Annotated in this window: 28 protein-coding genes and 1 pseudogene; 6 read left to right on the plus strand and 23 right to left on the minus strand. The window is 46.4% G+C overall.

The genetic code is table 11. From position 1 onward, the window contains the following. Positions 1-159 precede the first annotated feature (159 nt). On the plus strand, positions 160-1,227 hold the full coding sequence (locus tag M1D67_RS17650; RefSeq protein ID WP_105979864.1) for an NAD(P)/FAD-dependent oxidoreductase: 1,068 nt from the start codon (positions 160-162) through the stop codon (positions 1,225-1,227). A 64-nt stretch (positions 1,228-1,291) separates the two neighbouring features. On the opposite strand, the gene M1D67_RS17655 is transcribed toward M1D67_RS17650, so the two are convergent. From M1D67_RS17655 to M1D67_RS17670, 4 genes are all read right to left on the minus strand, one after another. Then, the gene (locus M1D67_RS17655; RefSeq protein ID WP_479831413.1) at positions 1,292-1,657 is read right to left on the minus strand and encodes an iron chaperone; all 366 of its coding nucleotides are present in this window, start codon (positions 1,655-1,657) and stop codon (positions 1,292-1,294) included. Positions 1,658-1,853: 196 nt separating this feature from the next. Continuing rightward, complete coding sequence (locus M1D67_RS17660; RefSeq protein ID WP_105981203.1) at positions 1,854-2,447, minus strand: dienelactone hydrolase family protein; 594 nt, start codon at positions 2,445-2,447, stop codon at positions 1,854-1,856. A gap of 87 nt (positions 2,448-2,534) precedes the next feature. Next, a complete protein-coding gene (locus tag M1D67_RS17665; protein ID WP_154495611.1) occupies positions 2,535-2,732 on the minus strand; it encodes a hypothetical protein in 198 nt (65 codons plus the stop codon). Between the two features lie 5 nt (positions 2,733-2,737). Next, positions 2,738-3,844 carry a Rap family tetratricopeptide repeat protein gene (locus tag M1D67_RS17670; protein ID WP_020452833.1) on the minus strand — a complete coding sequence of 369 codons (1,107 nt, stop codon included), beginning with the start codon at positions 3,842-3,844 and terminating at the stop codon, positions 2,738-2,740. 275 nt (positions 3,845-4,119) lie between these two features. Between M1D67_RS17670 and M1D67_RS17675 the strand changes: the two genes are divergently transcribed. Beyond that, complete coding sequence (locus tag M1D67_RS17675) at positions 4,120-4,620, plus strand: phenolic acid decarboxylase (protein WP_009329528.1); 501 nt, start codon at positions 4,120-4,122, stop codon at positions 4,618-4,620. A 19-nt stretch (positions 4,621-4,639) separates the two neighbouring features. On the opposite strand, the gene M1D67_RS17680 is transcribed toward M1D67_RS17675, so the two are convergent. Both M1D67_RS17680 and M1D67_RS17685 read right to left on the minus strand, forming a co-directional pair. Next, a complete protein-coding gene (locus tag M1D67_RS17680) occupies positions 4,640-4,906 on the minus strand; it encodes a hypothetical protein (RefSeq protein WP_023856183.1) in 267 nt (88 codons plus the stop codon). Between the two features lie 113 nt (positions 4,907-5,019). Further along, complete coding sequence (locus M1D67_RS17685) at positions 5,020-5,346, minus strand: YuzD family protein (RefSeq protein ID WP_075213854.1); 327 nt, start codon at positions 5,344-5,346, stop codon at positions 5,020-5,022. Positions 5,347-5,480: 134 nt separating this feature from the next. On the opposite strand from M1D67_RS17685, the pseudogene M1D67_RS17690 reads away from it, so the two are divergent. After that, positions 5,481-5,779: pseudogene (locus M1D67_RS17690) on the plus strand (NifU family protein). A gap of 243 nt (positions 5,780-6,022) precedes the next feature. Here M1D67_RS17690 and M1D67_RS17695 read toward each other — a convergent pair. The 6 genes from M1D67_RS17695 to yutH all read right to left on the minus strand — a co-directional run bounded on the left by M1D67_RS17695 (position 6,023) and on the right by yutH (position 13,664). Further along, entirely contained in the window at positions 6,023-7,984 is a 1,962-nt protein-coding gene (locus tag M1D67_RS17695) for a S9 family peptidase (protein WP_101561504.1), read from the minus strand. A gap of 106 nt (positions 7,985-8,090) precedes the next feature. After that, positions 8,091-9,011 (minus strand): homoserine kinase, encoded by a 921-nt coding sequence (gene thrB / locus M1D67_RS17700; RefSeq protein WP_023856185.1) that lies wholly within the window; start codon positions 9,009-9,011, stop codon positions 8,091-8,093. Continuing rightward, positions 9,008-10,066, minus strand: coding sequence for a threonine synthase (gene thrC / locus M1D67_RS17705; RefSeq protein ID WP_368679244.1), 1,059 nt, complete (start codon positions 10,064-10,066; stop codon positions 9,008-9,010). Before thrC ends, thrB begins: the two co-directional genes overlap by 4 nt. Continuing rightward, complete coding sequence (locus M1D67_RS17710) at positions 10,066-11,367, minus strand: homoserine dehydrogenase (protein ID WP_368679168.1); 1,302 nt, start codon at positions 11,365-11,367, stop codon at positions 10,066-10,068. The genes thrC and M1D67_RS17710 overlap by 1 nt, the downstream gene beginning before the upstream one ends. Positions 11,368-11,599: 232 nt before the next feature. Continuing rightward, positions 11,600-12,562 carry a 2-hydroxyacid dehydrogenase gene (locus tag M1D67_RS17715; protein WP_231005621.1) on the minus strand — a complete coding sequence of 321 codons (963 nt, stop codon included), beginning with the start codon at positions 12,560-12,562 and terminating at the stop codon, positions 11,600-11,602. 91 nt (positions 12,563-12,653) lie between these two features. After that, entirely contained in the window at positions 12,654-13,664 is a 1,011-nt protein-coding gene (yutH, locus tag M1D67_RS17720; RefSeq protein WP_256163590.1) for a spore coat putative kinase YutH, read from the minus strand. Positions 13,665-13,808: 144 nt separating this feature from the next. On the opposite strand from yutH, the gene M1D67_RS17725 reads away from it, so the two are divergent. Continuing rightward, positions 13,809-14,309: a phosphatidylglycerophosphatase A family protein gene (locus M1D67_RS17725; RefSeq protein ID WP_020452842.1), complete on the plus strand. Its 501-nt coding sequence runs from the start codon at positions 13,809-13,811 to the stop codon at positions 14,307-14,309. A gap of 47 nt (positions 14,310-14,356) precedes the next feature. Here the strand turns inward: M1D67_RS17725 and M1D67_RS17730 are convergent, their stop codons facing one another. The 3 genes from M1D67_RS17730 to M1D67_RS17740 are packed head-to-tail and all read right to left on the minus strand — an operon-like array spanning position 14,357 to position 15,891. After that, positions 14,357-15,127, minus strand: a complete 771-nt coding sequence (locus M1D67_RS17730; RefSeq protein WP_231005619.1) for a TIGR01457 family HAD-type hydrolase — start codon at positions 15,125-15,127, stop codon at positions 14,357-14,359. A 20-nt stretch (positions 15,128-15,147) separates the two neighbouring features. After that, a complete protein-coding gene (locus tag M1D67_RS17735; RefSeq protein ID WP_023856189.1) occupies positions 15,148-15,588 on the minus strand; it encodes a DUF86 domain-containing protein in 441 nt (146 codons plus the stop codon). Positions 15,589-15,615: 27 nt separating this feature from the next. After that, a complete protein-coding gene (locus tag M1D67_RS17740; protein WP_003184977.1) occupies positions 15,616-15,891 on the minus strand; it encodes a YutD family protein in 276 nt (91 codons plus the stop codon). Between the two features lie 103 nt (positions 15,892-15,994). Here M1D67_RS17740 and M1D67_RS17745 point away from each other — a divergent pair, with 103 nt between their 5' ends. Continuing rightward, positions 15,995-16,612 carry a YhcN/YlaJ family sporulation lipoprotein gene (locus M1D67_RS17745; RefSeq protein ID WP_020452845.1) on the plus strand — a complete coding sequence of 206 codons (618 nt, stop codon included), beginning with the start codon at positions 15,995-15,997 and terminating at the stop codon, positions 16,610-16,612. 57 nt (positions 16,613-16,669) lie between these two features. Here M1D67_RS17745 and lipA read toward each other — a convergent pair whose 3' ends face one another. Continuing rightward, positions 16,670-17,566 carry a lipoyl synthase gene (gene lipA, locus M1D67_RS17750; protein WP_023856190.1) on the minus strand — a complete coding sequence of 299 codons (897 nt, stop codon included), beginning with the start codon at positions 17,564-17,566 and terminating at the stop codon, positions 16,670-16,672. Between the two features lie 251 nt (positions 17,567-17,817). Here lipA and M1D67_RS17755 point away from each other — a divergent pair, with 251 nt between their 5' ends. Beyond that, positions 17,818-18,798, plus strand: coding sequence for a M23 family metallopeptidase (locus M1D67_RS17755; protein ID WP_023856191.1), 981 nt, complete (start codon positions 17,818-17,820; stop codon positions 18,796-18,798). 46 nt (positions 18,799-18,844) lie between these two features. Here M1D67_RS17755 and M1D67_RS17760 read toward each other — a convergent pair whose 3' ends face one another. From M1D67_RS17760 to M1D67_RS17790, 7 genes are all read right to left on the minus strand, one after another. Then, positions 18,845-18,958, minus strand: a complete 114-nt coding sequence (locus tag M1D67_RS17760; RefSeq protein ID WP_003184985.1) for a methionine/alanine import family NSS transporter small subunit — start codon at positions 18,956-18,958, stop codon at positions 18,845-18,847. Next, entirely contained in the window at positions 18,955-20,484 is a 1,530-nt protein-coding gene (locus M1D67_RS17765; RefSeq protein WP_065643720.1) for a sodium-dependent transporter, read from the minus strand. Before M1D67_RS17765 ends, M1D67_RS17760 begins: the two co-directional genes overlap by 4 nt. Positions 20,485-20,665: 181 nt before the next feature. Further along, positions 20,666-21,442: a sporulation protein YunB gene (gene yunB / locus M1D67_RS17770; protein WP_377923695.1), complete on the minus strand. Its 777-nt coding sequence runs from the start codon at positions 21,440-21,442 to the stop codon at positions 20,666-20,668. Between the two features lie 67 nt (positions 21,443-21,509). Continuing rightward, positions 21,510-21,815 (minus strand): YunC family protein, encoded by a 306-nt coding sequence (locus M1D67_RS17775; RefSeq protein WP_003184991.1) that lies wholly within the window; start codon positions 21,813-21,815, stop codon positions 21,510-21,512. Positions 21,816-21,894: 79 nt separating this feature from the next. After that, positions 21,895-23,250 carry a bifunctional metallophosphatase/5'-nucleotidase gene (locus tag M1D67_RS17780; protein WP_377923696.1) on the minus strand — a complete coding sequence of 452 codons (1,356 nt, stop codon included), beginning with the start codon at positions 23,248-23,250 and terminating at the stop codon, positions 21,895-21,897. A gap of 19 nt (positions 23,251-23,269) precedes the next feature. Continuing rightward, positions 23,270-24,091, minus strand: coding sequence for a sulfite exporter TauE/SafE family protein (locus M1D67_RS17785; protein WP_479831414.1), 822 nt, complete (start codon positions 24,089-24,091; stop codon positions 23,270-23,272). A gap of 17 nt (positions 24,092-24,108) precedes the next feature. Further along, a complete protein-coding gene (locus M1D67_RS17790) occupies positions 24,109-24,960 on the minus strand; it encodes a DUF72 domain-containing protein (RefSeq protein ID WP_020452851.1) in 852 nt (283 codons plus the stop codon). Between the last annotated feature and the right edge of the window lie 109 nt (positions 24,961-25,069).

The following is a 25,069-nucleotide window of genomic DNA, read 5'->3' on the forward strand; positions in this document are numbered from 1 at the left end:
CTAATTATCGATTCGAGGCGGATATGTAGGTTATTTTCCCGAGAAATATTGTGATTTTACATCAAATTAGATATAATTCTAGAGGGTATTTACATAGTTTTTTAATTTTGCAATGAAAAAGGTTAGTTTCTTAATCTGAGGGGAAAAGGGGAATTACCAATGAGAAATTTAGTCTTGCTCGGCGGCGGGTACGGAAATATGCGGATCATTCATCGTTTGCTGCCTAACCAGCTGCCAGATGATGTGATGATCACTTTAATCGACAAAAACCCTTACCATTGTTTGAAAACGGAGTACTACGCACTGGCTGCGGGGACGATTTCCGATCATCATATCAGAGTGTCCTTCCCGGATCACCCGAAGTTAAAGATTGAATACGGGACGATTTCGTCTGTTGATTTGGAAGGGAAGAAGGTTTTGTTTCATGACAGAGAGCCGATATCTTATGATGACACCGTCATCGGACTCGGCTGTGAAGATAAATATCACAATGTTCCCGGGGCGCCTGAACATACCTACAGCATTCAGACAATCGATCAATCACGCAGCACGTACCAGGCGCTCAACAACTTAAATGCAGAAGCCACCGTTGCGATCGTCGGGGCAGGACTGAGCGGCGTTGAGCTTGCGAGCGAGCTGAGGGAAAGCCGAAAGGATTTGAACATCATCCTTTTTGACCGGGGAGAATTAATTTTATCGAGCTTCCCGAAGCGTTTGAGCAAATATGTTCAAAGCTGGTTTGAAGAGCACGGCGTCAAGATTATCAACTGCGCCAACATCACAAAGGTGGAAGAAGGCATCGTCTACAATCATGACGACCCGATTCACGCCGATGCCATCGTCTGGACAGCGGGGATACAGCCGAATCAAGTCGTTCGGGATCTCGATGTGGAAAAAGATCCGCAAGGGCGTGTCGTCCTGACACCGCACCATAACCTGCCGGGAGACGAACACGTTTATGTTGTCGGCGACTGCGCAAGCCTGCCTCACGCGCCGAGCGCACAGCTGGCTGAAGCCCAGGCGGAACAAATCGTCCAAGTGCTTGAACTGCGCTGGAAAGGCGAACCTCTTCCTGAAACGATGCCAAAATTCAAGCTGAAAGGCGTCCTCGGTTCACTCGGCAAAAAAGCCGGCTTCGGTTTAGTTGCCGAACGGCCGTTGATCGGCAGAGTGCCTCGCCTGCTGAAATCGGGCTTGCTTTGGATGTATAAGCATCATAACGGATAAGATTGCTCGAAACCTTAGCGTTTTTTAATTAGGGCGCTCTCTCGCCTTCATGAGAGAATGCCCCTTATTTTTGGCTTTTTATTTCCGCCTTATCCGCAATATTAAACTCAATCATTTTCTGAAGTAATGAAAAATCAACCGGACGATCCCAGCGGAAACGGACAAGCTGCTTCGTATGATCATAGCCGGCCTGCACGATTTCTTCAGTAAACCGATCAATTCCCGCGCTTTCAGGGGCAACAGCCAGGTGATGTTTCGCTGTGCTGAAACCGATAATAAAAGTGCCGTGATCGGTAAACATAGGCTGATTCCAGGCGATTTTCGGCGTTAAATTTGGAAATGTCTCCGCTGTCCAACTCAACACTTCCTCCATCCGGGCTCGATGTTCCGGGTGATCAATTCCTTCTAAATATTCTGCAAAAGCTTCCATGTTGCTCCCTCCTAAAATTAAAATGATGCTAGAACTTTGTTTCGCAAATGAACCCTTTGTAATAAGTCTATCCTTGGAACAGCTTCATTCGAATTCCCACAGATAAGATTCTACTCAAAAAAGCCCCCTTGTCATCGGCGAGCTTTCTTGAATTGAGCGTCATACCTATTATAGCGTTTCCATGCCTGTCCGCTTTTTATAAAGCTATTAAAAACTCCATCATCGTTTCATAAGCAATTTGCGAGGACTGCCGGTTGTATTTTACGGAATACGGGTCGCTAAATCCATGCTCACCCTTCAGCTTCACCGTTTTGACATTCTTTGATTCCAATTGGGATATACACGCGGCAACGTCAAAGGACTGCTCTTTTTCCGGGAAAAAAAGCAGTGCCGGACATGAAGGCGATATGTTCAGATAGTCTCTTATCCGGGAGCCGTAGTATCCGGCGATCCCATTGACACGCTCATCTTCGCTGCAAAGCCAGGCAGCGGTTGCTCCGACGCTGAACCCGAGTAAGATGATCTTGCGATATTGACGATCCAGCTTGGATATGATTGTATTTATTTTGCGCAAAAGACCGGGGAAACCGACGTTTTCCATAAAAAAAAGATAAGCCGCTTTTTCTTCAGCGTATTCAAACGGTTGATCCCGATTTAACAAATTGGGGCAAATAACATCAAAGCCCTGCTCAGCTATCAATTGGCAAACATCGTGCATGTGCCGGTTAATCCCGTATATTTCGTGCAGCACGATAACCGCTGTATCGGATTTATTTTGAATATGTATCATGTACTGACTCCTTGTCTCTCATTGCTGCATAAAAAAAGGGCGCCGCCTTCGGCGCCAGTTTAACAGCTTGTACGGCAACAAATCAGGTTATGCAGTCTTTTGCAAAGCTGCAGGCGCTTTACCATCAAAGCTGTCGAGAAAAATCGCTCTGCCCGCCATCAGCTGGGCCGGCTTATCGTCAAGAAAAATGGCGCGACCGGCAAACTCGGCATTTCCCTTCGGCTGAGACGAAAAACTTAAAACGACAAGGCTGGCAAAGACGGCAGTCAACGCAACGGCAATCATCTTTTTCACTTTAGCTCCTCCGTTCTTTTAAGAATTTGGTCTCTTGCATGATGAGATTCTTCAAAATATTCGGCAGCTTTGTCTGCATCTCCATTTTCTTTATAGTAAAGTGCGATATCAAATGTTAATTCCGCTACATCCGTCCAGAGATTGATCGTTTTAAGATATTCTAAAGCATGTTCAACCGTAAGTGGATCCTGTTCATCATACAGAGCATGAATAAGTTTAAATTTCGACAAATATTCCCTTTCTCCTGCTTTTTCCGCGCGGAAAAATCCTTTTTCATACAATTTGCGGGCTTCTTTGACAACATTTGATTTGTATAGCACATGTGTCAGTTCAAACATGGAGTGGATGCCGTAAACCGATTCTTCATGCTCTTTGATAAGCAGCGCTTCTTTGAAATGATGTTCGGCCAAGGTGAGGAGATTGCGATTGACATAGCTCAATCCTAAGTTGTGGTGAGCCATACCGAGGAGAACGTGGTGCTTGATCAGTGCCGCGTCTTTTAGGGCTTGCTTGTAATGCTGTTCGGCTTCATCAAAACGAAATAAATCGAGTTTATTTGCTCCGATCAGCATATCGTTGCTGATCGCTTTTTGAATATAGTCATCATGTGTTTTGAAGGTTTTTAGAGCTGTTTTTGCATGGTTTAAGGAGAGGAAATTCTGTTTGATTTGATAGTAGGCGATAGCCAGTTTGTAATGGAATTCGGCGATTTCGATTTGATCGGGGATTGTTCTGAGCTTTTCTTCGGCTAGTTTATAATAATTGATGGCATTTGTATAATCCTTTTTATGAAATTCGTACATGCCTGCGAAAAAGAAATAATAATATTCGATCATGTCATCTGTGCTTTGCATATCTGCTTTTTGCTCCTGAATATCTTCGAACAATTTGGTGGAAGCTGCAAACTCTTCTGTCAGCAGTTTGTGCCGATAGTCTAAAAGATTAAAATAAAGAAGCAGATCTTGATTTTCTTCCATATTCGGCAGCCGGTGCTCAATGTCGTATTTAATCGAGACCGCTTGTGCCACTTCATGGCGCTTGATCATGACATACCATTGATTAAGCATTCCCGCGACTTCCTCATAAGCAATTTTTGTCTTCAATCGTTTATCCTTCCTTTCCTCCCATGTCTCTTCCTTTTTATGGGTTGTTTTTCATTTTACAGAATCGCTTATTTTTTGACAATCACTTTTCTAAATATTGGCTTAATTTCCTAAAATAACTCAAAATTCTGACATCAATCGTAACCATTTTCTGTATTGTTGCAAATCTCTCAGAAAGTATTTTCGTTTGACATTGTTTTTGATGACATTTTATAATTATATATGTAAATATCAACATGTTCGATTTTACAATAAACAAATAAGGAGCGGTTCATATGAATCAAGATGTCAAAGAGTTTGTCGGAAGCCATATGATCTATACGTATGAAAACGGATGGGAATATGAAATCTACATTAAAAATGACCATACCATTGATTACCGCATTCACAGCGGAATGGTCGGGGGACGCTGGGTTCGCGATCAAAAAGCCGATATCGTCAAGCTGACTGAAGGCGTCTATAAAGTATCATGGACAGAACCGACAGGGACTGACGTTTCCTTGAATTTCATGCCCAATGAAAAGCGGATGCACGGCATCATCTTCTTCCCTAAATGGGTTCATGAACGCCCTGATATCACAGTCTGCTATCAAAATGACCACATCGACTTAATGGAAGAATCGCGCGAAAAATATGAGACGTATCCAAAATATGTCGTACCGGAATTCGCCGATATCACATTCATTGAAAATGCCGGAATCGATAATGAAGATCTGATTTCAAAAGCCCCTTATCCCGGAATGACGGATGACATCAGAGCCGGAAAACGAGTATAAATGGGAAAAGGGCTTTTCATTAATGATATAATGACTGGACTTTTGTTAAGTCATGCAGCAAGGCTTTAATATCATCTTGCGATAAAGGGACAAGCATTTGATCGTAGAGGGTGATGATCTGTCCTCCCTCGTCATGCTCATGCTGCCTTAAATACTGCTGCAAAGCCCTGAGCTGGTTTTCTTTCAAGCTGGTCTGCGTTTGAAACTGCTTGATTTTCTTTAACGAAAAAACATTCATTTCGTCATCAAAATCGCCTGACATGATTTGACCCTCAATGCTGGACATGCTGGCTATCCCTCCTTATTGACGATTCGGCTGGTAGTTAGTCTGTCCGCTTTAAGAAAAGTACAATCATAAAAAATAAAACAGCAAGGGACAGATCTGTCCCTTGCTGTTTATCATGCAGGCTTATAACCTTGCTTTTCCATTTCTTTATACACGTCTTTCAGCTTCGGATTTCCTTCGCCGACTACTTGATCACCGACCATGATGAGCGGATAAAAATATTCGTCGTTCAGGATTTTTTCGGAGATTTCCTGTTTTTCAGGATCGTTTTCCGGCGGCTGATGGATATCAATGTACGTGATCGAGAAAGGCTGGTCGGGATATTTTCTTTTCAGGGCGGCTTCGAGCCACTCATACGTTTCTTTTGATGACGGAAGGTTGACACAGCTTGGACAAAGAACGTCGGCACCGTAAACAAAAAGCTCGGCTTGTTTTTTCATCAGCGGCAGCTCCTTTCTCTTTGTCTTTTATTTTATTCTATTTTGTCCTTTCGCTCCATATTGAAATGAAAATCGCTTTTTGTCTTTGCCGGCAAATATGATATAATATGTGGGAAAACGATTGAAACCAAACAATAGCTTTTTATTGTTCGACTGAATATAATGGTTGTATGATTTGAAAGGAGCGATACGAATGACGACAGAGGTCGAAATGAAAGAACAAGTACAGGAAGTGCTGGACAAACTTCGTCCATTTCTACTCCGCGACGGCGGTGACTGTGAACTCGTCGATGTTGAAGATGGCATCGTCAAGCTTCGCCTGCTCGGCGCATGCGGAAGCTGCCCAAGTTCCACGATCACCCTTAAAGCTGGAATTGAGCGCGCCCTTTTAGAAGAAGTTCCGGGCGTCATTGAAGTTGAGCAAGTATTTTAATTTGAGGCGGCTGCCGTTCATTACGGCAGCCGCCGATTGTTGACAAAATCCCAAAACGACTTTTAGTTTTGGGATTTTGTCATCCTTTCAGCGTGATTGAAAACCCTTGCAGTCTAGGAAGGCCGAGCATCGGAGCGCAGCGAATGCTGGAATTCGTGAGCACCGACGCGCAGGCCTGACAACGAATGCGAGGGTTTGTCGACACGCTGAGGCTGCCGTTCATTACGGCAGCCTTTTCTTTTTTTATAGATAATCTTCAAACCACCCGGCAATATACTCAAGCCGTCTGATCCGCTGCTTCGGATGCCCGCTTCTTGATAAATCGTGCGACGCATTCGGGAATCTGACGAGTTTTACTTCTTTCCCCATTTTTTTCAATGCCGTAAACAGCTGCTCCGCCTGTTCAATCGGGCACCTGTCGTCCCGTTCGCCATGGAGGATGAGAAGAGGAGTCTCCACCTTGTCCGCATATTTGAGCGGCGAATGCTCCCACAGTTTGCCGGGATTTTCAAAAAGGTCCGCTCCGATCTGCCAGTCTGTGAAAAAATAGCCGATGTCGCTTACCCCGTAAAAACTGATCCAATTGGAAATGGACCTCTGCGTCACCGCGGCCTTAAACCGATTCGTGTGGCCGACAGCCCAGTTTGTCATAAAGCCGCCGTAGCTACCTCCTGTGATTCCGAGCCTTTCTTGATCGATGAAATCATATTGTCCCAGCGCGTGGTCAACAGCTGCCATTACATCTTTAAAATCTCCCCCGCCGTAGTCGCCTCTCACCCGGTTGACAAAATCCTGTCCGTAGCCGTGGCTTCCCCGTGGATTGACATATACAACGGCGCTTCCCTTTGCGGCCAGCACTTGAAATTCGTGAAAATAAGCATTCGCATACATGGCGTGAGGACCGCCGTGCACTTCCAGAATGAGCGGATACGTGTTTCCTTTTTCATATTGAGCAGGCTTTATCAGCCAACCGTGAATTGTCAAACCGTCCGCTGTCTGAAATTGAAGCTCCTCCGGTTCCGATATGATATGCTCTTCCGTAAACGCTTGGTTGGCATCTGTTAATCGCTCCGCTGTTTCTTCACCCAATGGGAGATGGTAAAGTTCGCTCGGCCGGACAGGCAGGGCTATCGATGCCGCAAAACTTTTTTCATCCGGATGCAGGCTGAATCCGTTCAGATGCTCTTTTTCCAACCGGACCGGATAAGCAAGACCTTCGATTGATATGTAGTAAATGCCTGTCGAACCTTTGTCAGATCCAATGACATAAAAGCCGTTTCCGTCTTTGGTCCAGGCCGGTTTCGGAAGAACGCCTCCGACAAGGCTGTCCCCTGCCACTGCATCGCTGAGATGGACATCAAGCATTTCCGTCAGACACGTTAGTTTTCCTGTTTCGATATTATACAGCCATGCTTTATCAAGCGTGGCGTTTTGAAATTCCTTTTCGTTTCCGATGAATGCAAGGTGTTTGCCGTCAGGAGAAAACGATAGTGAAGAAAAAACGCCGTTTTGACCTGTCAGGCGCTTCAAATCACCTGTCGAAAGGTTCATCAAATAGACATCGTTCACACGCATATCCGTCTGATTGGCACAAAATGCAATCCTGCCTCCGCACGGTGAAAATGCGTGGCTGAAATGGTCGCGTTCTAGATCGGTCAGCTGTTTTATCTCCCCGGTTTCCACTTGAACGAGGACAAGCTGCGTATACTTTCCCCTTTTAAACCCTTGGCCGTCTAATTTATACGACAAAGAATCGACTTCCAGCGGTTCGTGATCTTCAATCTCCGTTTTTTTCTCATCGTCGACGCTTTCCTCTTTCGTCAGCCTCACTGAACAAAGCAATGACTTGCCGTCAGGCGACCATTCAGGCTGTGATACATCATAGGGAATATCGGTCACTTTTCTCGCTTCTCCTCCGGCTGCGCTTATCACGTAAAGTTGTGTGGTTTCCTCGCGATTAGACGTAAATGCAAGGGATTTGCCGTCGGGCGACCAGCGCGGATGCTGGTTTCTTCCTTTTCCAAACGTCCATTGTACTGACGCTTGTTGTTTGCGGTCGTAGACCATGATATGCGAATCATAAGAGTCCTGTTTTTCGTTTACTTTTGTTTGCACGTAGGCTATTTTTGCACCGTCAGGCGAGTACTGCGGGTCGGTAATGGATACAAGCTTGATGAGGTCTTTTTCGGTTATCAGCTGCTTCATGTTCGTTTCTCCTCCTCTATATGTTTGTCATACTATTTCGACTTTCTAAATAAAAATCCTTGTTTTGAAGGCAAACAAAAAAAGAGCCGAAAAAGCTCTTTTTTCGTTAAACACTGTTTACTGATTTTCTTTCAACGATAATGCCTGTATCCGGGACATGAAGGCAGTCCACTTCACAATGCGGAAACTTAGAAGCAAGCTGATCTCTCAGCGCGTCTCCCTTTCCTTTTTCAATAAAGGAAAGGATCGTCGGTCCTGCTCCGCTTAAAGCGGTCCCAAACGCGCCGTTTTTGCCTGCTTCATGCTCCACTTTAGAAAGCTCAGGGACGAGCGCCCTTCGGTAAGGCTGATGAAAGAGGTCTTTTTGCATCATGCGGCCGACAAGCTTCCAATCTTTCGCCATCAGTCCGGCGACGAGCATATTGCTGACCGCGCTTGCTTCCACCGCTTTCGGATAAGAGAGGCTTTCGGGAAGAACATCCCGCGCATCTTTTGTCAGCACTTCATAAAAAGGAATGACGACAACGACATCCAAATCGATGTCTTTCATCGAAACCATCTCTGTTTCATCTTCTTCATGAAGTCCGATGACAAGCCCGCCGAAAAGCGATGCTCCGGCATTGTCAGGATGGCCTTCTTCAAGGCTTGCAAAATGGAGTTTCTCGCGGTCAGAAAGTTTTAAATCGGCAAGTTCGTTCGCCAGCTCAATCGCAGCGGCAATTGCGGCTGCGCTGCTGCCGAGACCGCGCGCCAGCGGAATATCGCTCCACACTTTGACGAGGCTTGGCGGAATGTCTTTTCCGAAGTGTGCAGCGGTCCGTTTGGCCACCTGGTAAATTAAATTATCCGTCCCTTCAGGAATTCCCGCTACGACTTCTGTTTCAGCCTCAAAACGCCACTCATCATGAGGAAAAACAGACAGTCTCAAATAACGGGACAGCGCCATGCCGACTGAATCAAAGCCTGGGCCCAGATTGGCCGTGCTTCCGGGAACCGTAACGGAAAACAGCATGTCAGCCTCAGTCATACACGAGCGGCTCCTTTTAAGTGTTCGAGAATGGCTTCTTCATCTGTCGGCAGTGTGACAGGTTTGATCTGCGACACATCAACGGCTGTGTTCGGATCTTTCAAGCCGTTTCCGGTTAAGACGGCGACAACTTTCGCCCCCGGCTGAATCTCTTTCGTTTCCAGCTGTTTCAGTACGCCGGCAATAGATGCGCACGATCCCGGTTCTGCAAATACGCCTTCTTCTCTTGCCAGGAGCTGATAAGCGTGCAGGATCTCTTCGTCTGACACTTCATCGATTTTTCCGTTCGATTCTTTTGCAGCATTGACCGCTTTGTCCCAGCTTGCCGGATTTCCGATTCTGATCGCTGTCGCAACGGTTTCCGGCTTTTCAATTACTCTGTTTTTGACAATCGGGGCCGCGCCTTCCGCCTGAAAACCTCTCATGACCGGCAGGCCTGTGCCGTTTTTCTCATGATATTCTTTAAAGCCTTTCCAGTAAGCCGTAATATTTCCGGCATTCCCGACAGGAATTGCAAGGATGTCAGGCGCTTCGCCCAGCTGTTCACAAATTTCAAAGGAAGCGGTTTTCTGTCCTTCAATCCGGTAAGGATTCACAGAGTTGACGAGTGCAATCGGCTCTTTCTCGCAAATGCTGCGCACCATTTTCAGGGCATCGTCGAAGTTTCCGTCGATCGCAATGATTTTAGCGCCGTACATGACGGCTTGGGCCAACTTTCCGAAGGCGATTTTGCCGTCCGGAATAATGACGATGCACTTCATGTTGGCGCGGGCCGCATAAGCCGCAGCAGCAGCTGACGTATTGCCGGTCGAAGCGCACATGATCGTATCATTGCCTTCTTCTTTCGCCTTGGCGACCGCCATGACCATCCCGCGGTCTTTAAAGGAGCCTGTAGGATTGACACCCTCTGTTTTGACATAAAGCTCGATTCCGAGCTTTTTCGAAAGATTTTGCAGATAAATGAGCGGGGTATTTCCTTCGTTCAGCGTCAATTCCGGTGTTTTGTCCGTTACTGGCAAATATTCTTTATATTGATGGATGAGTCCTTTCCACATTAGCTCCAACCGTTCCCTTCTACTCGATAAGTGCTTTTCACCTGATCAACAACCTCAAGATCATTCAGCTTTTGCAAGATATCCGTAAAATCCTCTTCTGACGTATGATGTGTCACAATGACAATCTCAGCCAGGTCATCATGGCCTTTAATCGGAAGCTGCAGAATTTTTTCAAAACTGACGCCTCTTTCCGAAAAAATCGATGTGATTTTTGAAAACGAACCGACCTGATCTTTAACATGAATTCTTAAAAACTGCTGGGCGAAGATTTCAGAAGGCGCCTTGATCTTCTTTTCAAATTGCGGATCGACAAAGCTGCTGCCGTTCACGCCGAGACGCATGTTTTTCATGACGGAAACCAAATCTGATACGACGGAGGTCGCAGTCGGCATGCTTCCTGCGCCAGGCCCGTAAAACATCGTTTCCCCGACGGCCTCGCCATACACGTAAACCGCATTGAATTCATTATGGACGGAAGACAGCGGATGATGCTCCGGCAACAATGTCGGCTGGACGCTCACTTCGACTTTTTGTCCGTCGCGCTGGGCGATGCCGATCAGCTTCATCGTATAGCCGAGCCGTTTGCTGAAATTGATGTCTTCATCAGACACTTGGGAAATGCCCTTCACTTTGACATCGTCAAGATCGACATTCATTGAGAAACCGAGCCTGGCCAAAATCGCCATCTTTCTCGCCGCATCAAGACCTTCAACATCAGCTGTCGGGTCCGCTTCGGCGAAGCCGAGCTCCTGCGCTTCTTTCAGCACATCAGCATAAGGCGCGTTTTCTTTATTCATCTTCGTTAAAATGAAGTTGGTCGTTCCATTGACGATTCCCATCATTTTCGTAATCCGGTCTGAAGCCAGCCCGTCTTCCAGGCTTCGCAAAATCGGAATTCCGCCGGCGACGCTCGCTTCAAAATAAAGGTCGCAGCCGTTTTCTTTCGCGGCAGCCGTCAGTTCCGATCCATAGAGGGCGATCAAATCTTTATTCGCTGTCACGACATGTTTTTTCGCCTGAAGCGCGTCAAGCAAATAGCGTCTTGTCTCCTCGATTCCCCCGATGACCTCAATGATGACATCCACTTCCGGATCTTGAATGACATCATAAGCTTCCGTCGTCAGAACATCTTTGGAAAGGTCGACATCCCTCTTCTTATCTTTATCTTTTACAAGAACTTTTTGAATCGTAACAGGGCATCCGACTTGGTGTGTCAGCTTATCCTGGTGATCCTGAATAATCTTCACCACACCGCTCCCGACTGTTCCTAATCCTAGCAGCCCCACTCGTATCGCCTTCAATGAAATTCCACCTTTCTCTCTCTAATCGTCCTCTCTCTGAGGACATTTGTAAACGCAACGCAGACATTTAAGTTACAAACATTATAATGGGGGATTCTTTTTTTGACAAGATGACATTTGCTGAAAAACAAATCATGAAAACGCTTTATACATTGATATAATAAGATTCTATATATTCAGAAATATTTTCGTGAGAAAATCTTCCGACCCGTCAGGCCGGCCGGAAGAAACATCAAATCTCGGTCTTTGCCGGCTTCCCTCCCAGGACAAGCGCAATATTTTCCGCACAAAGCCTCATCATGGCTTCTCTCGTTTCGACAGTGGCGCTGCCGATGTGTGGCAGCGCGGTCACTTGCGGCAGATTGGCGAGCGGGTGATCCTGCTGCACGGGTTCTTCCGCAAAGACGTCGAGTCCTGCGCCGGCAATATCTTTTTCGATCAGGGCTTCATATAAATCGTCTTCATTCACAACCTGTCCTCTTGAGACGTTGATAAAAATAGCGGAGCGCTTCATCCTTTTGAATGCGCTGCGGTTAAACAGATGCTTCGTTTCCTCAGTCAGAGGCGTCAGGCATACCACAAAATCCGCCTGTTCGAGCAGTTCGCCAAAGGATAGATAAGTTGCCCCCAGTTCGGCTTCCGCCTCGGGATTGCGGGTACGGTTATGATATAAAATCTCCATGCCAAAGCCTTTCGCCCGCCGGGCGACGGCTTGTCCAATGCTCCCCATCCCGACGATGCCAATCGTTTTATGATGGATATCCGCTCCGGCCAAAAGCAGCGGCCCCCAGCCCGTCCAGTTACCTTGTCTAATCCAGTCGCTTGCCTCGACGATTCTGCGCGCGGATGCCATCAGCAGAGCAAACGTCAAATCTGCCGTTGACTCTGTCAGCACGCCGGGCGTGTTGCAGCAGATGACGCCATGCTTTTTCGCAGCCTCCACATCGAGGTTGTCATAGCCCACCGCCAAATTGGCCACCACTTTTAAATGCGGCGCACCTTTTAAAAGCTCCTCATCAACTGTGTCGGAAAGCATCGTCAACAGTCCGTGCGCCTTTTTTGCTTTTTCCACCAGAACGGCGCGCGGGCACGGTTCTTCTTCCTTTTCCCACATCTCAATACGGGCTTCTTCTTTTAACGCAGAAAGCTGTTCTTCCGGTAATTTTCTCGTTACATATACAAACGGTTTGTCCATGCTGCCTCGTTCCTTTCTAAGAGTAGCTTCCAATCTAAGCATATCGAAAAAATCCGGAAATGTTAACATGAAGAAAAGAACACCGCGGCGTCTATGGTGTCCTTTTCAGCCAATTGATAGGCGGCATGCTCATAAATCCTGCGGCTCTCATGCCTGCCATTTCTTGAAAGCCGTTCAGAAATTGCTCATAAGCCGGCGCTCGAGACAATAAATGGTCGAGTCTGCTTTCAAAATAATGGTGCTCTGATTCAGGAGAAATATAATACCCTTCAACCGTCTCAAAATAGTGAAGCGGAAACAGAAGCCTGCTGTACACCAGCCGTTTAGAAAATGAGGAAAGCGGCGCGGCTTGTTCGTATTGCTGAAAAAACAATGCGATGTCATTGAAGTTTTTCCTTTCGTGAAACAAGCTTCTGGCATATTCCGCAAGATCCCTGGCCGCATGATCAAACACCCATTCCATCGGGATTTTAATAAGCGGCTCGTGCCTTAAAGCCTCGCAGGTGAGCCGCTGCTGGCAAATCGTCCCGGAGTCGGCGGCCTGCGGCTGATCATCCAATTCGGTATCGGCCAAATATTGAATCGCGTTTTCGGTTAAACCGAGATAATAAGGAAACGATTCGATAAAATGTTTTTCAAAAGGCTGCAGCTGTCTTGCCTGCGTTTTTTGGATCCAGAATTGTTCCAGCTGGTCGAGCCGTTTCCCCCAAAGTTCTTTCCACTGCCCAATCCGCGAGGTTTCTTTTACCTCATAAGGGTATCCTCTTCCCTTCTGATGAAATTCAGCCAGCTCCGCCCCAAATGAAACGGACCTGTTTGTCATGCGGGGAGCAGCTTGAAGCAGTACATATGAGGCGCCATTGTCCTCAAATGTCATCTCCCCATCCTTTGTCAATATAAAAGATGAAACGTATGGGTCGCGCTGTTCTTGCAAATACTGACTCATACTAAACAATTCCGCAAGCTCATCCTGACTCAAGTGGGATACCGGGACGATCAAAAACATTGAATTCGGGGTATGAAAAGCCTGATAAGACAAGTATGAAGTAAGATCGCGAATATGGATTCCGAATTTTTCTTTGATCAGCTCCTTCACGGACATCACTTCCTGATAAATTTTTCTCCTTCTACACATCGTAATCATGAAGGGATTCGATTATGAATCGATTCGGAAAAAGAGTTCTAAAATCGTTACATTTTTAAGGTTGTTTGTATACACTAAGTAAAAAAAGATTGGGTGAAAATGATGCCGGAAAACAACAGCATGCATCAAATCGAAACAGCAGCAAAAGAATGGCTTGAGAAACGGGGCGTCAAGATTTCGGATATTGCTGATCTTGTCTACGTACTACAAAAGAAATATCATCCAAACTTGACAAAAGAAGAATGTGAAGAGAATGTCAACCGGGTCATGAAAAAACGCGAAGTTCAAAACGCCGTGATCACAGGGATTCAATTGGATATGCTGGGTGAGCAAAGAAAGCTCATGGAACCGCTCCAAACCTTAATCGAGACAGATGAAAGCTTGTACGGCGTCGATGAAATCTTATCCTTCTCCATTGTGAATTTGTATGGATCAATCGGTTATACAAACTATGGATATATCGATAAAATCAAACCGGGAGTGCTCGCACGTTTAAACGATAAATCAACAGGCGAATGCCACACGTTTTTGGATGATATCGTCGGAGCGATTGCGGCAGCCGCATCCAGCAGACTGGCGCATCGAGCAAAAGATGCGGAATAAGCCATTAAAAAACACTTGTCCTTAAAAGACAAGTGTTTTTTTGCGGTTTAGATGCGATCCATCCAGTCTGTTAAAGAATCAATGACATATGTCGGCTTTTCCTGGTAGGCTTCAAGGTGTTCTTTTTTGGTCACGCCCGTATGAACGAGAAGCGTGTCCATCCCGGAATTCATTCCCGCCATAATATCCGTATCATAATTGTCACCGACCATCAGCGTTTCACTGATATTTGTGCCGAGCACCTTCATCGCCTGCTCCATGATGATCGGCTCCGGCTTGCCGATAAAAATAGGCTCTGTCTGCGTAGAAACGGTTAATACTGACGTGAGAGAACCATTGCCCGGCAATAGTCCTCTTTCTGTAGGAATAGCGATATCGCCGTTAGTCGAGATGAATGTAGCGCCGTTGCGGATGGCAAGGCAACCGACGGCTAGCTTTTCGTATGTAATGCCGCGGTCGATACCGACGACGACGAAGTCGGCGTCTTCTTCGCCGAATGCCAGTCCTTTTTCCTCAATGGCCTGGCGGATGCCTTCCTCACCGATCACATATACGGAAGCATCCGGTTTTTGTTCGGCGATAAAATTGGCGGTTGCCATGCTGGTTGTGAATACCTGGCTCTCTTCGGCCGGAATATCAAATGAAACAAGCTTGTCCGCCACTTGCTTCGGCGTGCGCGACGAGTTGTTTGTGACGAACAGATACGGGATGCTCCGTTCTTTCAGCTTCTTTACGAATTCGCATGCTTCTTCGATTTTTTCCGTCCCTTTGTACATTGTTCCATCCAGATCAATTAAGTATCCTTTGTATGTTTTCATGTTGTACACTCCAGTTTTGTTTAGTGCGGTTTGAATGCGGATACCGGACCGAGCTCATGGTTTAAATAATCGCGGATCCGCGCCGGAAATTTCTCAAGCGTTTCCGCATGCCTGCTGAGCAGCATGTCCAATTCTTCATGGTTGACATTCAAGTAGTCTTGAACCAATGTCTTCCGATAGGCGATCAAATGTTTCAGACTGTCGCCTTCCGCTTGGCTGACAACCTTTTCATCGGTCAGTATATCCATAATGTCGTCATAGCTTCCAGGATCTCTCATAATAAAGCCGTCAATCATATCGTTCCCTATATCCAATATACATTCGATCAGCGTGTGGCCGATTCGTTCGAGCGCTTTTTTTTCGACGTCGGAAGTCCATTCCTCCTGCGTTTGATAAAGCCGCAGCTCCTCTTCCAGGAAGTTCAACGTGTTTTCGATTTTGTGTCGATCGACAAAATACATCATCAGAGCATCCCCTTTTATGATCGCTTATTTTCGCAGACGTTTTAAAACAAAGTAGGCACATCCGAAATTACAGTACTCGTAAATATATTCATCAAGCGTGCTGATCTTCGTATCAAATGTGGCCTTTTGATTTTGATCGTCAAAAAAGCCTTTCAGCCTCAGCTGGCTGTATCCCCAATCCCCGACGATGTAATCATATTTATTTAAAATGTCGGAGTATCTGGCTTTAAACGCTTCTTCGTTAAAACCGTTTTTCACATCTTTGACGACTTCAAATGCAGCGTTCTGAACGACAATCATTCTTTTCACCTCTTTTATATGATAATTCAAACCCGTGCCGCCATCAATTGCTAAGAATAAATCCTCCCCGTTGGAAAAGCTATAAATGAGGAGGAAAAGCAGAATGAATAAAAAAATTCTTTTAGCAGGGCTGCTGGCGGTGCCTTTAGCAGGATGCCAGACAGCCTTAAATGATACCGAACACAATATATATGACGAAGACGGAAATACCGTTCACGTTGCAGACAAGAACCCTCAATATCATGAAAAGTTCAGAAATGACAACCGGAAAGGCAGATTCGGTTATGCGCGCCATCAGGCAACTCCAGTCGCAAACAAGGAAGAAATGCAGGCGCCTCAAATTGATCGGGAAGAAATGGCGCATATTATATCTAGTTTAACGGTTCAGCTTCCCAATATTCAAGATGCCTCAGCACTTGTGACAGACGAAGAAGCGCTTGTTGTGTACAAAACGGACTCTGGGCAGCGCGAACAGACGGCTGACCAAGTTAAAAAGACGGCGGCATCCGTCATTCCGAGGTATTACCATATCTATATTTCCGATGATCCGGATATGATGCAATCCGTCGCCAACTTCAGCCGGCTTGGAGCCAATTCAAGAAACGTTGATCAGCTGATGGCCGATACGATTAAGGAAATGCAAAAATCACCGCAAGGCAAAACAACGACAGGTACAGATGAAAACGGCCTTGACGGAAAAGGAAAAGCGACCGAATCCTGACCTGAAAATAAATAAGAAAAACGCCAGCGCAAACGGCTGGCGTTTTTTCATCCAATGTTATGCCTGTGCCTGGCGTTTTTTAGACGCTTCATTCACCTGTTCATCGGCATGGTATGAAGAGCGGACGAGCGGCCCTGCTTCACAGTGGCTGAAGCCTTTTTCCATGGCGATTTCTTTCAGTTCGGCAAACTCGTCAGGATGGTAATATTTCTGTACTTTAATATGTTTTTTGGACGGCTGTAGATACTGGCCGATTGCCATGATGTCGACGTTGTTCGCAAGAAGGTCGTCCATTGTTTCGATGATTTCTTCTTTTGTTTCGCCGAGGCCGATCATGATGCTGGATTTCGTCGGGATGTCCGGCTGCATCTCTTTGGCGCGGCGCAAAAATTCCAATGATCTTTCATATGTAGCTCTCGCACGGACTCTCGGCGTCAGGCGGCGGACCGTCTCAATATTATGGTTTAAAATATCCGGACGCGTATCCATCAGCGTTTTCAAATTATGATAGTCTCCGCCCATGTCAGACGGGAGAACTTCGATTGTTGTAAACGGGCTTTTTCTCCGGACGGCGCGTACGGTTTCAGCGAATACCCCTGCTCCTCCGTCTTTTAAATCGTCACGGGCAACGGCTGTAATGACCGCGTGTTTCAGATTCATGATGCTCACAGAATCCGCGACTCTTTCCGGCTCATTCAAGTCAAGTTCTGTCGGCAGCCCCGTCTTCACCGCACAGAAGCGGCAGGCTCTCGTACAGACAGATCCGAGAATCATAAAGGTTGCGGTACGTCTGACGGCCCAGCATTCGTGGATGTTCGGGCATTTGGCCTCTTCACAGACCGTATGGAGGTTGTTTTCCCGCATTAATTTTTTTAAGCCCGTATAGTTTTCATTTGTGTTCAGCTTGATCTTAAGCCATTCGGGCTTTCTTAGGTGCTCGTCTTTCTTTGCCAATTCCATCATCTCCATTGTGGATTGTAGTCATGTTCAATACGAAATTTGTGACATAGCGCCGGATGTGTCCCCCTACTTTGGAACCGCTTAAATAAAAAATCTAAATCTTCATCTTTAGTCACTTTAACATAGTACAGATTTGTGAACAAGAGCATGATTAGACAAGATGGAATTTCTAACATTTTCTTATTATCGATTTCTGCAGATGTCACAAACTAACTGTATTCAAACTGAAAGGAGCTAAGGACACTGTGAAAGCTGTATTATCCGTTCTCATCCTCCTTTTGCTCATATCGCAGCCGTGCGCTCTTGCAAAGGAGAAAAAAGAGCCCGATCTGCAAAAGAGAATGGCCCTTTATCATAAAACAGAAGCTGCAACCCATATTCCTTGGTATGTTTTCGCGGCTGTCGACCAATACGAAATCAACATCCGCAAAAACCGCAAGGACTTGCCGAAGCAAAAAGGGCACACCGGGATATATATTCCGCAAAGCGTGTGGAGCGGACCTGAAAACCCCAACCCGAAAGATACATCGCCGCTCAGCATCAAGGTTTTCGACGGAATTGGAATGGACGGAAACGGAGACGGACTGGCGGAACCGGATCAGGATGAAGACGTCCTTTATACGTTTGGACAATACTTGTTGACATACGGAAGAGACATAGAAAATATCCGCATCGGCCTGTGGGAGTTTTACGAAAGGGATCAGACGGTCGGCATCATATCAGGCTTTATCAGGCTTTTTCAAAAATACGGCCACATTGATTTGAGCAAGCACGCCTTTCCTCTTCCCGTAAGATCAGATTACAGCTATAGAAGCACATGGGGAGATGCCCGCGGATTCGGGGGCAGGCGGATTCACGAAGGGACGGATTTGTTCGCCCATTATGGCCTCCCCGTCCGGTCGACATGCTACGGTATTGTTGAAATGAAAGGCTGGAACCGTTTCGGCGGTTGGCGGATCGGAATCAGAGACATCAACAATACGTACCATTATTTCGCTCATTTGAACGGATTCACAAAAGGCTTGAAAGTGGGAGAAATCGTCGAACCCGGCCAAGTGATCGGCTCGGTCGGAGCAACGGGATACGGGCCGCCGGGGACATCGGGAAAATTCCCGCCCCATCTTCACTACGGCATGTATAAAGACAACGGAAGAACCGAATGGTCTTTTGACCCTTATCCTCATTTAAGAGCATGGGAACGGAAGGAGCTTCGAAAGAAAAAATAAAAGACATCCCTATTTCAGAAGAATAGGGATGTCTTCTTTTCAGAGATTAACCGGCTTGGCTTTTCTTGCTTTTCACAACCGCATTGATGATGCTTGCGGCCAAGCCTCCCCAAATAATGACGATGCCGATTACCATCATTGCTATAGATGCGCCGTTCATGAGGAAACCTCCTTGTCATGTTGAAATGGCGTATATTTCAGTTCGTTCTTCCATTTTGAAAGTGAAAGGATAAACCCGGCTGCGATCGCTCCAACAGCGACGCACCATCCCCATTTCAGGAGAAACTCTACCGGCAGATCACCGTAGGCTGTTGTGATATTCGTCTTGATATTATCAAACATCATATACCCCAGAACAATAGGTGTGACGACGCTCAGGCAGATTCTCCACCAGGCGCCGAGCTGAATGTCGGAAACCGAATTGGCGTGAGCCTGCAAAGCTTTCAGCTCTTTCGCAAACCATGCAATCGCAACGACTTCGATCAATCCGGCAAGCGCCACTCCGAAATTGTTGATAAAGTAATCGGCTGCATCGAGAAAGAACAGCCCGCCTTTTGTCGCAAATACGAGCGAACACAATGCAGCGGCCCCTCCGCCGAACAGGACGGCTTTCCGCCGCGGAACGTTGAATTTATCCTGAATCGCGGCAACATATGTTTCAGAGATCGAAATGAGAGACGACAGACCTGCCAAAACGAGCGAACCAAAGAATAAAAACCCGAAAAGCACATTAAACGCCGGAAACTCATTGATGATTTGCGGAAAGACGACGAACGCCAAACCAATTCCGGAAGAGACGACCTCTTTAACTGGAACGCCTTGCTGCGCGGCCATAAAGCCCAGCGCACTGAATACCCCGATCCCGGCCAGCAGTTCGAACGACGAATTCCCGAATCCTGTGATGAACGCATTGTTTGTAATATCGGATTTTTTCGGCAAATAGCTGGAATACGTAATCATGATGGCAAACGCGATCGACAGACTGAAGAAAATTTGGCCGTATGCCGCCACCCAAACTTTTCCGTTTGTGATCTGGCTCCAATCAGGCGTGAAAAACGCATTCAGCCCTTGAGCAGCCCCGTCAAGTGTAATCGAATAAATGACGATGATTAAAAATAAGACCAATAGCAGCGGAATGAAAATGCGGTTTGCAATTTCGATTCCTTTTTTGACTCCGGCAAATAAAATGCCCAAGGAAACAATCCAGACAATCGCGAGCGGAATCAGGACGCCCGGCACGAAGCCTCCGAATTGACCGATGGCCCCTCCTCCAATATCTACTCTGTTTAAATATTCAGTCATAAGGAAATTTTCTGTATCTTTACCCCAGCCTAAATTGAAAGAAAAGACAGTGTAAGAAATGGCCCATGCCACGATCACGGCATAATACGTCGAGATGACAAATGAGATGGCGACCTGCCACCAGCCGATCCATTCCTTTCCTTTCCCCATCCGGGCATAGGACAGCGGGGCTGATCCTCTGTATTTATGGCCGATTGTAAATTCCATGATGAGAAGTGGGATTCCTGCTGTCAAGAGCGCGAACAAATATGGCAGAAAGAACGCGCCGCCTCCGTTTTCATAAGCTACAGCCGGAAACCTCCAAATATTCCCCAAACCGATCGCAGAACCGACAGCTGCTAAAATAAAACCCGCTCTTGTACCCCATTGCGGACGATTATCCATAAGCTTCCTCCTTTACCTTTTTGAAACATCTGAAAACAGTGAATTTTCTAATAATTATTATTGAATAGTATATACAGTCTTTTTGCCTAAGTCAAAGTATTTTTTTAAGAAAATAGACGCATTCCGTCTCCAGGACGCGAAAAAAAGCATTCTGCCTGGTGTTTGCAGAATGCCTTGGAAATCATTGCTTATTTTGTTCCTTTTTTTGCTCTGTTTTTTCATCCTTTGAAGGAATTTGAATCGATGGCGCCGTCTGGCTGCCGCTGCCGCTGTAGAAGTCGGGTACTTCGCCGTGCACGGCTTGAATCGTTGCCGGAATCGTATTTTTGACAACCGCCGTTTTTGTCGCAAACGGTATGACGACACGGACCTTGACTTCGACAAGAATCCCAATATTAATTAATGCATTATTAATTCCGTACGGTTCCACACTTTTTTTGAAATCTGTAAAAACATCTCCTACAACATTAAAGCGCACCGGTATTTTCGGCCCGAGGTTTCCAAGCAGGGAATTTCCCGTTGTCTGGCCGAGAGGAATTTGATAAATCACGCCATCACTCTTGTCTTCCGGCGTTTTCGCAGAAGAATTAAATTCTTCTGTTTCCGTTACTTTCAAATTTTCATGCAGCCGTTTCGTAATCTTGGTCTGCATATCGCGAACAACATGGGAATTGAAATTGATCGTTGTTACTTTCCCGTTTTCATTTGTCTTCATTTCGACCATGTTTTGTACATTTTCATCTTGGTTCATATAATCCTCGACAGCTTCCTGGATGACGTGCGTCGCAATCCGGTTCGTTTCCATTTCAGCGATGTTCAGAAGCGTCGGTTTGATGGATGAGTTGATGATCAACAGGCTGACGGCCGTTGAAAAAATAAAAAATACAAACGAAAGCAGCATGACATATCGAAAAGGCAAAGGTCCTCTTTTTGACAGAGGGCCGCGAAATCTTCGCAAGCAAAATCCCCCCTTACATCAAAAGTGTATGCTTGTAAGAGGGGATATACGATTCAATCAGACAACTTTATTTCACCATTTTTAAAAGAGCTTCTTTTCCGCTCATTCCGGGATGGATGCCGAGCTCTCCGGCCGCATCGGTTACAGATTCGAGCGGGGCTTCGAGAAGCTGATCGATCGTCCGCACGCCGACGGCTCTGGCGGCGACGATTTTCCGTTCTTTTAATTTATCATTCAGCAGGGCGACGTCAAGCGCTCCGCACATAATATAGCCATGGTCATTGGTTACCGCCATAAAGTTCGTTTTCGGCAGTTTGACCGTTACAGCCGTAAACGGCTGATCTTCTATCATAATCGGAGTTAAATTTACCATCGCGATCCCTCCTTTACCATTAATGTATGATAAAGCGGGAGACATGTTCCGGTTTGCCCCGAATCTTTAAGCATCTGTATTAGAACCGGTTTGCTTTTTTAAGCTTCCAGGCGAGCAGATCACGCAGGAATTCAGGCATAAAGTACTCGATATCTTCGGCATCGCGGATCGCCGGAAACAGCGTTCCGAGTGTAAACATGTCAATCGTGGCGATCGTGTAGAACGCATCATCTTCAATGTCCGCTCCGTTGACAGAGAGCTTTTCCGGATCAAGGCCGGCATACAGCATTTTCCCCATCACTTCGCCGCGAAAACCGAGCCCTTTAATGCGCAGCTTTTCGGTTTGTTCTGATGATGCATGGAGGATGACCTCTTTCAGCTCACATCCCGTCAGCTTCAGTTTGACCGGATTAATCGGATGCGGACAAATGCGGTGAACATCCGCTTTCGTCACCGCGCCTTGTGAAAGAGACTCCAGTACAATACCTGAGTTGACCATTCCGATTTCCGCCTTACACCATTCCTTTAAGGCGTCTGCCAGCATTTGCGGAAGGGCGCTTCTGCGGAACCAGGCGGTTTCAAGGGTGTTGTCCAATGTCGCAATTTCTTCTTCAAGGAGATCTCTGGCTTCTTTCTCTTTTTCCTTCAGAAAACGAATCGTCTCCTCTGATTCTTCGTTCCACTCTGCCGTCTTCATAACGGTTGCTGTGATGTTCTCAAGCTTTCCGTTATACGTCAGTTCAACATGACCGACATAGTTCCCGTACTTTTCCGCGCAGGCCAGCATAACGCCGTCTTTCATCATCCCTTCTTCAAGCAGGTGATGGGTATGGGAGCCGAGGATCAGGTCGATTTCGGGAAAAGCTTCCGCGACGCGCTGATCGTCCAAAATGCCAAGGTGTGAAAGAAGGATGACAGTATCAGCTTTTCCTTTGATTTCACTGAGCATCTCGCCGATGCTTTCAAATGCGTCTGCAACCGTCCAGCCAAGCTGTCGATAGATCGGATAGTACGGGACTGTCACACCGAGAATGGCAAGAGTTGCGCCGCTCTTCACCTTTTTGAGCACATACGGCGCTGCCCAGCCGGGCCTCTTCCCTTCTCCGTCAAACAAATTGGAAACAACGACAGGAAACTGAGCGTTGTCATAAAGTGTATCCAGCTCCTGATGCGGCAGTGTAATCCCTTCATTGTTCCCGATCGTTGCAGCATCATACTGCAGACGGTTCAACAGCTCCACATTCGCTTTTCCGAAGGTGGCCTCAGATATCGGATGGAATCTGTCGACATGATCGCCGAGGTCGAACAAAAGCACTTCTTCCCCCTGCTCTTCATGTTTTTGTCTTTGTGTCTGAATATAATCGACGATTTTCGGCCAGTTTTCAAAATGGCTGTGCAAATCGTTCGTATGGTAAATATGGAGCTTTTCCGTCATGCAAATCTCTCCCTAACGTTTAACTAAACACGCCTTGATAGATTAATCTGATTCCGATGATGATCAATACGAACCTCATGATCAATACGATCGTCTTTGTCTGCATCTTTTTATTCATGTAGGCGCCGAGCTGCCCGCCAAACCAGGCGCCCGGGATCAATGCGAGCGCATAAAGCCAGTTGACATGACCGGCGATGACATGGCCGGCAGAGCCCGCGACAGATGAAAGGAAAATAATAAACATCGATGTCGCAACAGCGACCCTTGTCGGAAATAAAAACAGAAGAATCATCGCCGGCACCATCAGCGAGCCGCCTCCGATGCCGAAAAGCCCGCCGAGGAAGCCGACGACAAAGGCGATCGCGATTCCGGCTAAAGGATGATATGAATACGTATATTCCTGTCCTTCATTTCCTGTGAACGTTCTGATAACGCCCGTATGCTTTTTCTCGGCAGGTTTCACCCTTTTCTTTATCATTAAGGAAAGGGAAATGAGAATCATAAAAATCCCGAACCATAGAGAAAACGAGTCTGAGCTGAAATATGTCGATACATGGGCACCTGCGATGCTGCCCGGCCCCGAGCCGATGAAAAAAATAAGACCGCTTTTATAATCTACGGTTTTATACTTCATATACGCAAGCGTTGAAGAAAGCCCTGTGAATATGATGACAACCAGCGATGTGCCGACCGCCATTTGCGGTGTCACATGGTCAAAGAGCGTCGGCAGCCCCGCCAGAAAAAGGAGCGAGGGAACGATGACGATCCCTCCGCCGAGCCCGACAAGACTGCCGATGGTTCCCGCGATAAATCCGAGTATTAGCAAAATAAGATATTCCATAAAATAAGTCCTCTTTTCTAGCTGAATAAATCGAGCTGCCTTGGCGTAAGCCCTTTGTATTCAATATCGAGCAGCTCCTTCATTTGCTTCCCGTTTTGAGCCGCATCACCGCCTGAATTGTTATTAAACAGCACGTAAACGTTTTTCGACTGCTGTTCAAGCAGCTCAAGGTTTTTCTTCCAGTCTTTTAATTCTTGTTCATTATATAAATATAAATACCTGACCTCACGCCAATTTTGCCCGGAAGACGGCCTTAACCAGCCTTCCTTGTTGCGGCCGTGAAAACGGACGAGCGTTTTCCTGCTGTCAGTCGCATGAAGAACCGTCGGTATGCTGCCTTCGCCCGCCTGGGGTTCATCGCAAATGCTGTGAATCCATTGCTGTTCCTCCATAAAAGCGAGCGTTTTGTCGTAAAACTGGGGCATAAACCATGACCGATGCCTGAATTCAAGCGCACACGGTATATCTCCCATTTTCTCTTTTACCCATCTTAAGTAATTGACGTTTTCTTTTTTGCAATCAAACCATGGCGGAAACTGAAAGAGGACCATCGCCAGCTTGCCCGCTTTTATGTATGGCGTTAACGAAAGCTTAAAAGCAGCAAACATGTCGTCTTTCGTTTCAAAGGGGATTTCCCCGCGCTGATGCCCCGTCATTCCCTGATATGCCTTTATGATAAACTGAAAGGTTTCCGGCGTCTCCTTCACCCATTTTTCATTGTTCCGCTCGGGCTGAATCGCGTAAAAGCTCGCATCAAGCTCGACGATCGGAAAATGCGCCGAATAGTGGATCAGCTTGTTTTGACTGCTTGTCTTGGGCGGATACAGGCTGTCATGGTCCCCCCATCCTGTTAATCCAATATAAATCAATGCAGTTCACCTCTTCTTTTAGTTTATCACAGGTTTTTTTCGAAAACTTGATCCAGGTCTGCTTGTAGCATTTCCTTTTTCAGCGGCGGGATTCTTGAACATGAAAAAG

The sequence above is a fragment of the Bacillus sp. PK6-025 genome (genome assembly GCF_056530265.1).

Bases quoted from the DNA above. Each gene is read 5' to 3' on its own strand.
- M1D67_RS17680 (WP_023856183.1), bottom strand. From the start codon at position 4,906: ATGTCCAGCATTGAGGGTCAAATCATGTCAGGCGATTTTGATGACGAA.
- M1D67_RS17655 (WP_479831413.1), bottom strand. From the start codon at position 1,657: ATGGAAGCTTTTGCAGAATATTTAGAAGGAATTGATCACCCGGAACAT.
- M1D67_RS17725 (WP_020452842.1), top strand. From the start codon at position 13,809: ATGCCGGAAAACAACAGCATGCATCAAATCGAAACAGCAGCAAAAGAA.
- M1D67_RS17730 (WP_231005619.1), bottom strand. From the start codon at position 15,127: ATGAAAACATACAAAGGATACTTAATTGATCTGGATGGAACAATGTAC.
- thrC (WP_368679244.1), bottom strand. From the start codon at position 10,066: ATGTGGAAAGGACTCATCCATCAATATAAAGAATATTTGCCAGTAACG.
- M1D67_RS17675 (WP_009329528.1), top strand. From the start codon at position 4,120: ATGAATCAAGATGTCAAAGAGTTTGTCGGAAGCCATATGATCTATACG.
- M1D67_RS17650 (WP_105979864.1), top strand. From the start codon at position 160: ATGAGAAATTTAGTCTTGCTCGGCGGCGGGTACGGAAATATGCGGATC.
- M1D67_RS17775 (WP_003184991.1), bottom strand. From the start codon at position 21,815: ATGGTAAATTTAACTCCGATTATGATAGAAGATCAGCCGTTTACGGCT.
- M1D67_RS17695 (WP_101561504.1), bottom strand. From the start codon at position 7,984: ATGAAGCAGCTGATAACCGAAAAAGACCTCATCAAGCTTGTATCCATT.
- M1D67_RS17735 (WP_023856189.1), bottom strand. From the start codon at position 15,588: ATGTATTTTGTCGATCGACACAAAATCGAAAACACGTTGAACTTCCTG.
- M1D67_RS17715 (WP_231005621.1), bottom strand. From the start codon at position 12,562: ATGGACAAACCGTTTGTATATGTAACGAGAAAATTACCGGAAGAACAG.
- M1D67_RS17665 (WP_154495611.1), bottom strand. From the start codon at position 2,732: ATGATTGCCGTTGCGTTGACTGCCGTCTTTGCCAGCCTTGTCGTTTTA.
- thrB (WP_023856185.1), bottom strand. From the start codon at position 9,011: ATGACTGAGGCTGACATGCTGTTTTCCGTTACGGTTCCCGGAAGCACG.
- M1D67_RS17765 (WP_065643720.1), bottom strand. From the start codon at position 20,484: ATGGATAATCGTCCGCAATGGGGTACAAGAGCGGGTTTTATTTTAGCA.
- M1D67_RS17740 (WP_003184977.1), bottom strand. From the start codon at position 15,891: ATGATTGTCGTTCAGAACGCTGCATTTGAAGTCGTCAAAGATGTGAAA.
- M1D67_RS17760 (WP_003184985.1), bottom strand. From the start codon at position 18,958: ATGAACGGCGCATCTATAGCAATGATGGTAATCGGCATCGTCATTATT.
- M1D67_RS17660 (WP_105981203.1), bottom strand. From the start codon at position 2,447: ATGATACATATTCAAAATAAATCCGATACAGCGGTTATCGTGCTGCAC.
- M1D67_RS17780 (WP_377923696.1), bottom strand. From the start codon at position 23,250: ATGACGGAAAAGCTCCATATTTACCATACGAACGATTTGCACAGCCAT.
- M1D67_RS17785 (WP_479831414.1), bottom strand. From the start codon at position 24,091: ATGGAATATCTTATTTTGCTAATACTCGGATTTATCGCGGGAACCATC.
- M1D67_RS17745 (WP_020452845.1), top strand. From the start codon at position 15,995: ATGAATAAAAAAATTCTTTTAGCAGGGCTGCTGGCGGTGCCTTTAGCA.
- M1D67_RS17685 (WP_075213854.1), bottom strand. From the start codon at position 5,346: ATGAAAAAACAAGCCGAGCTTTTTGTTTACGGTGCCGACGTTCTTTGT.
- yutH (WP_256163590.1), bottom strand. From the start codon at position 13,664: ATGTCCGTGAAGGAGCTGATCAAAGAAAAATTCGGAATCCATATTCGC.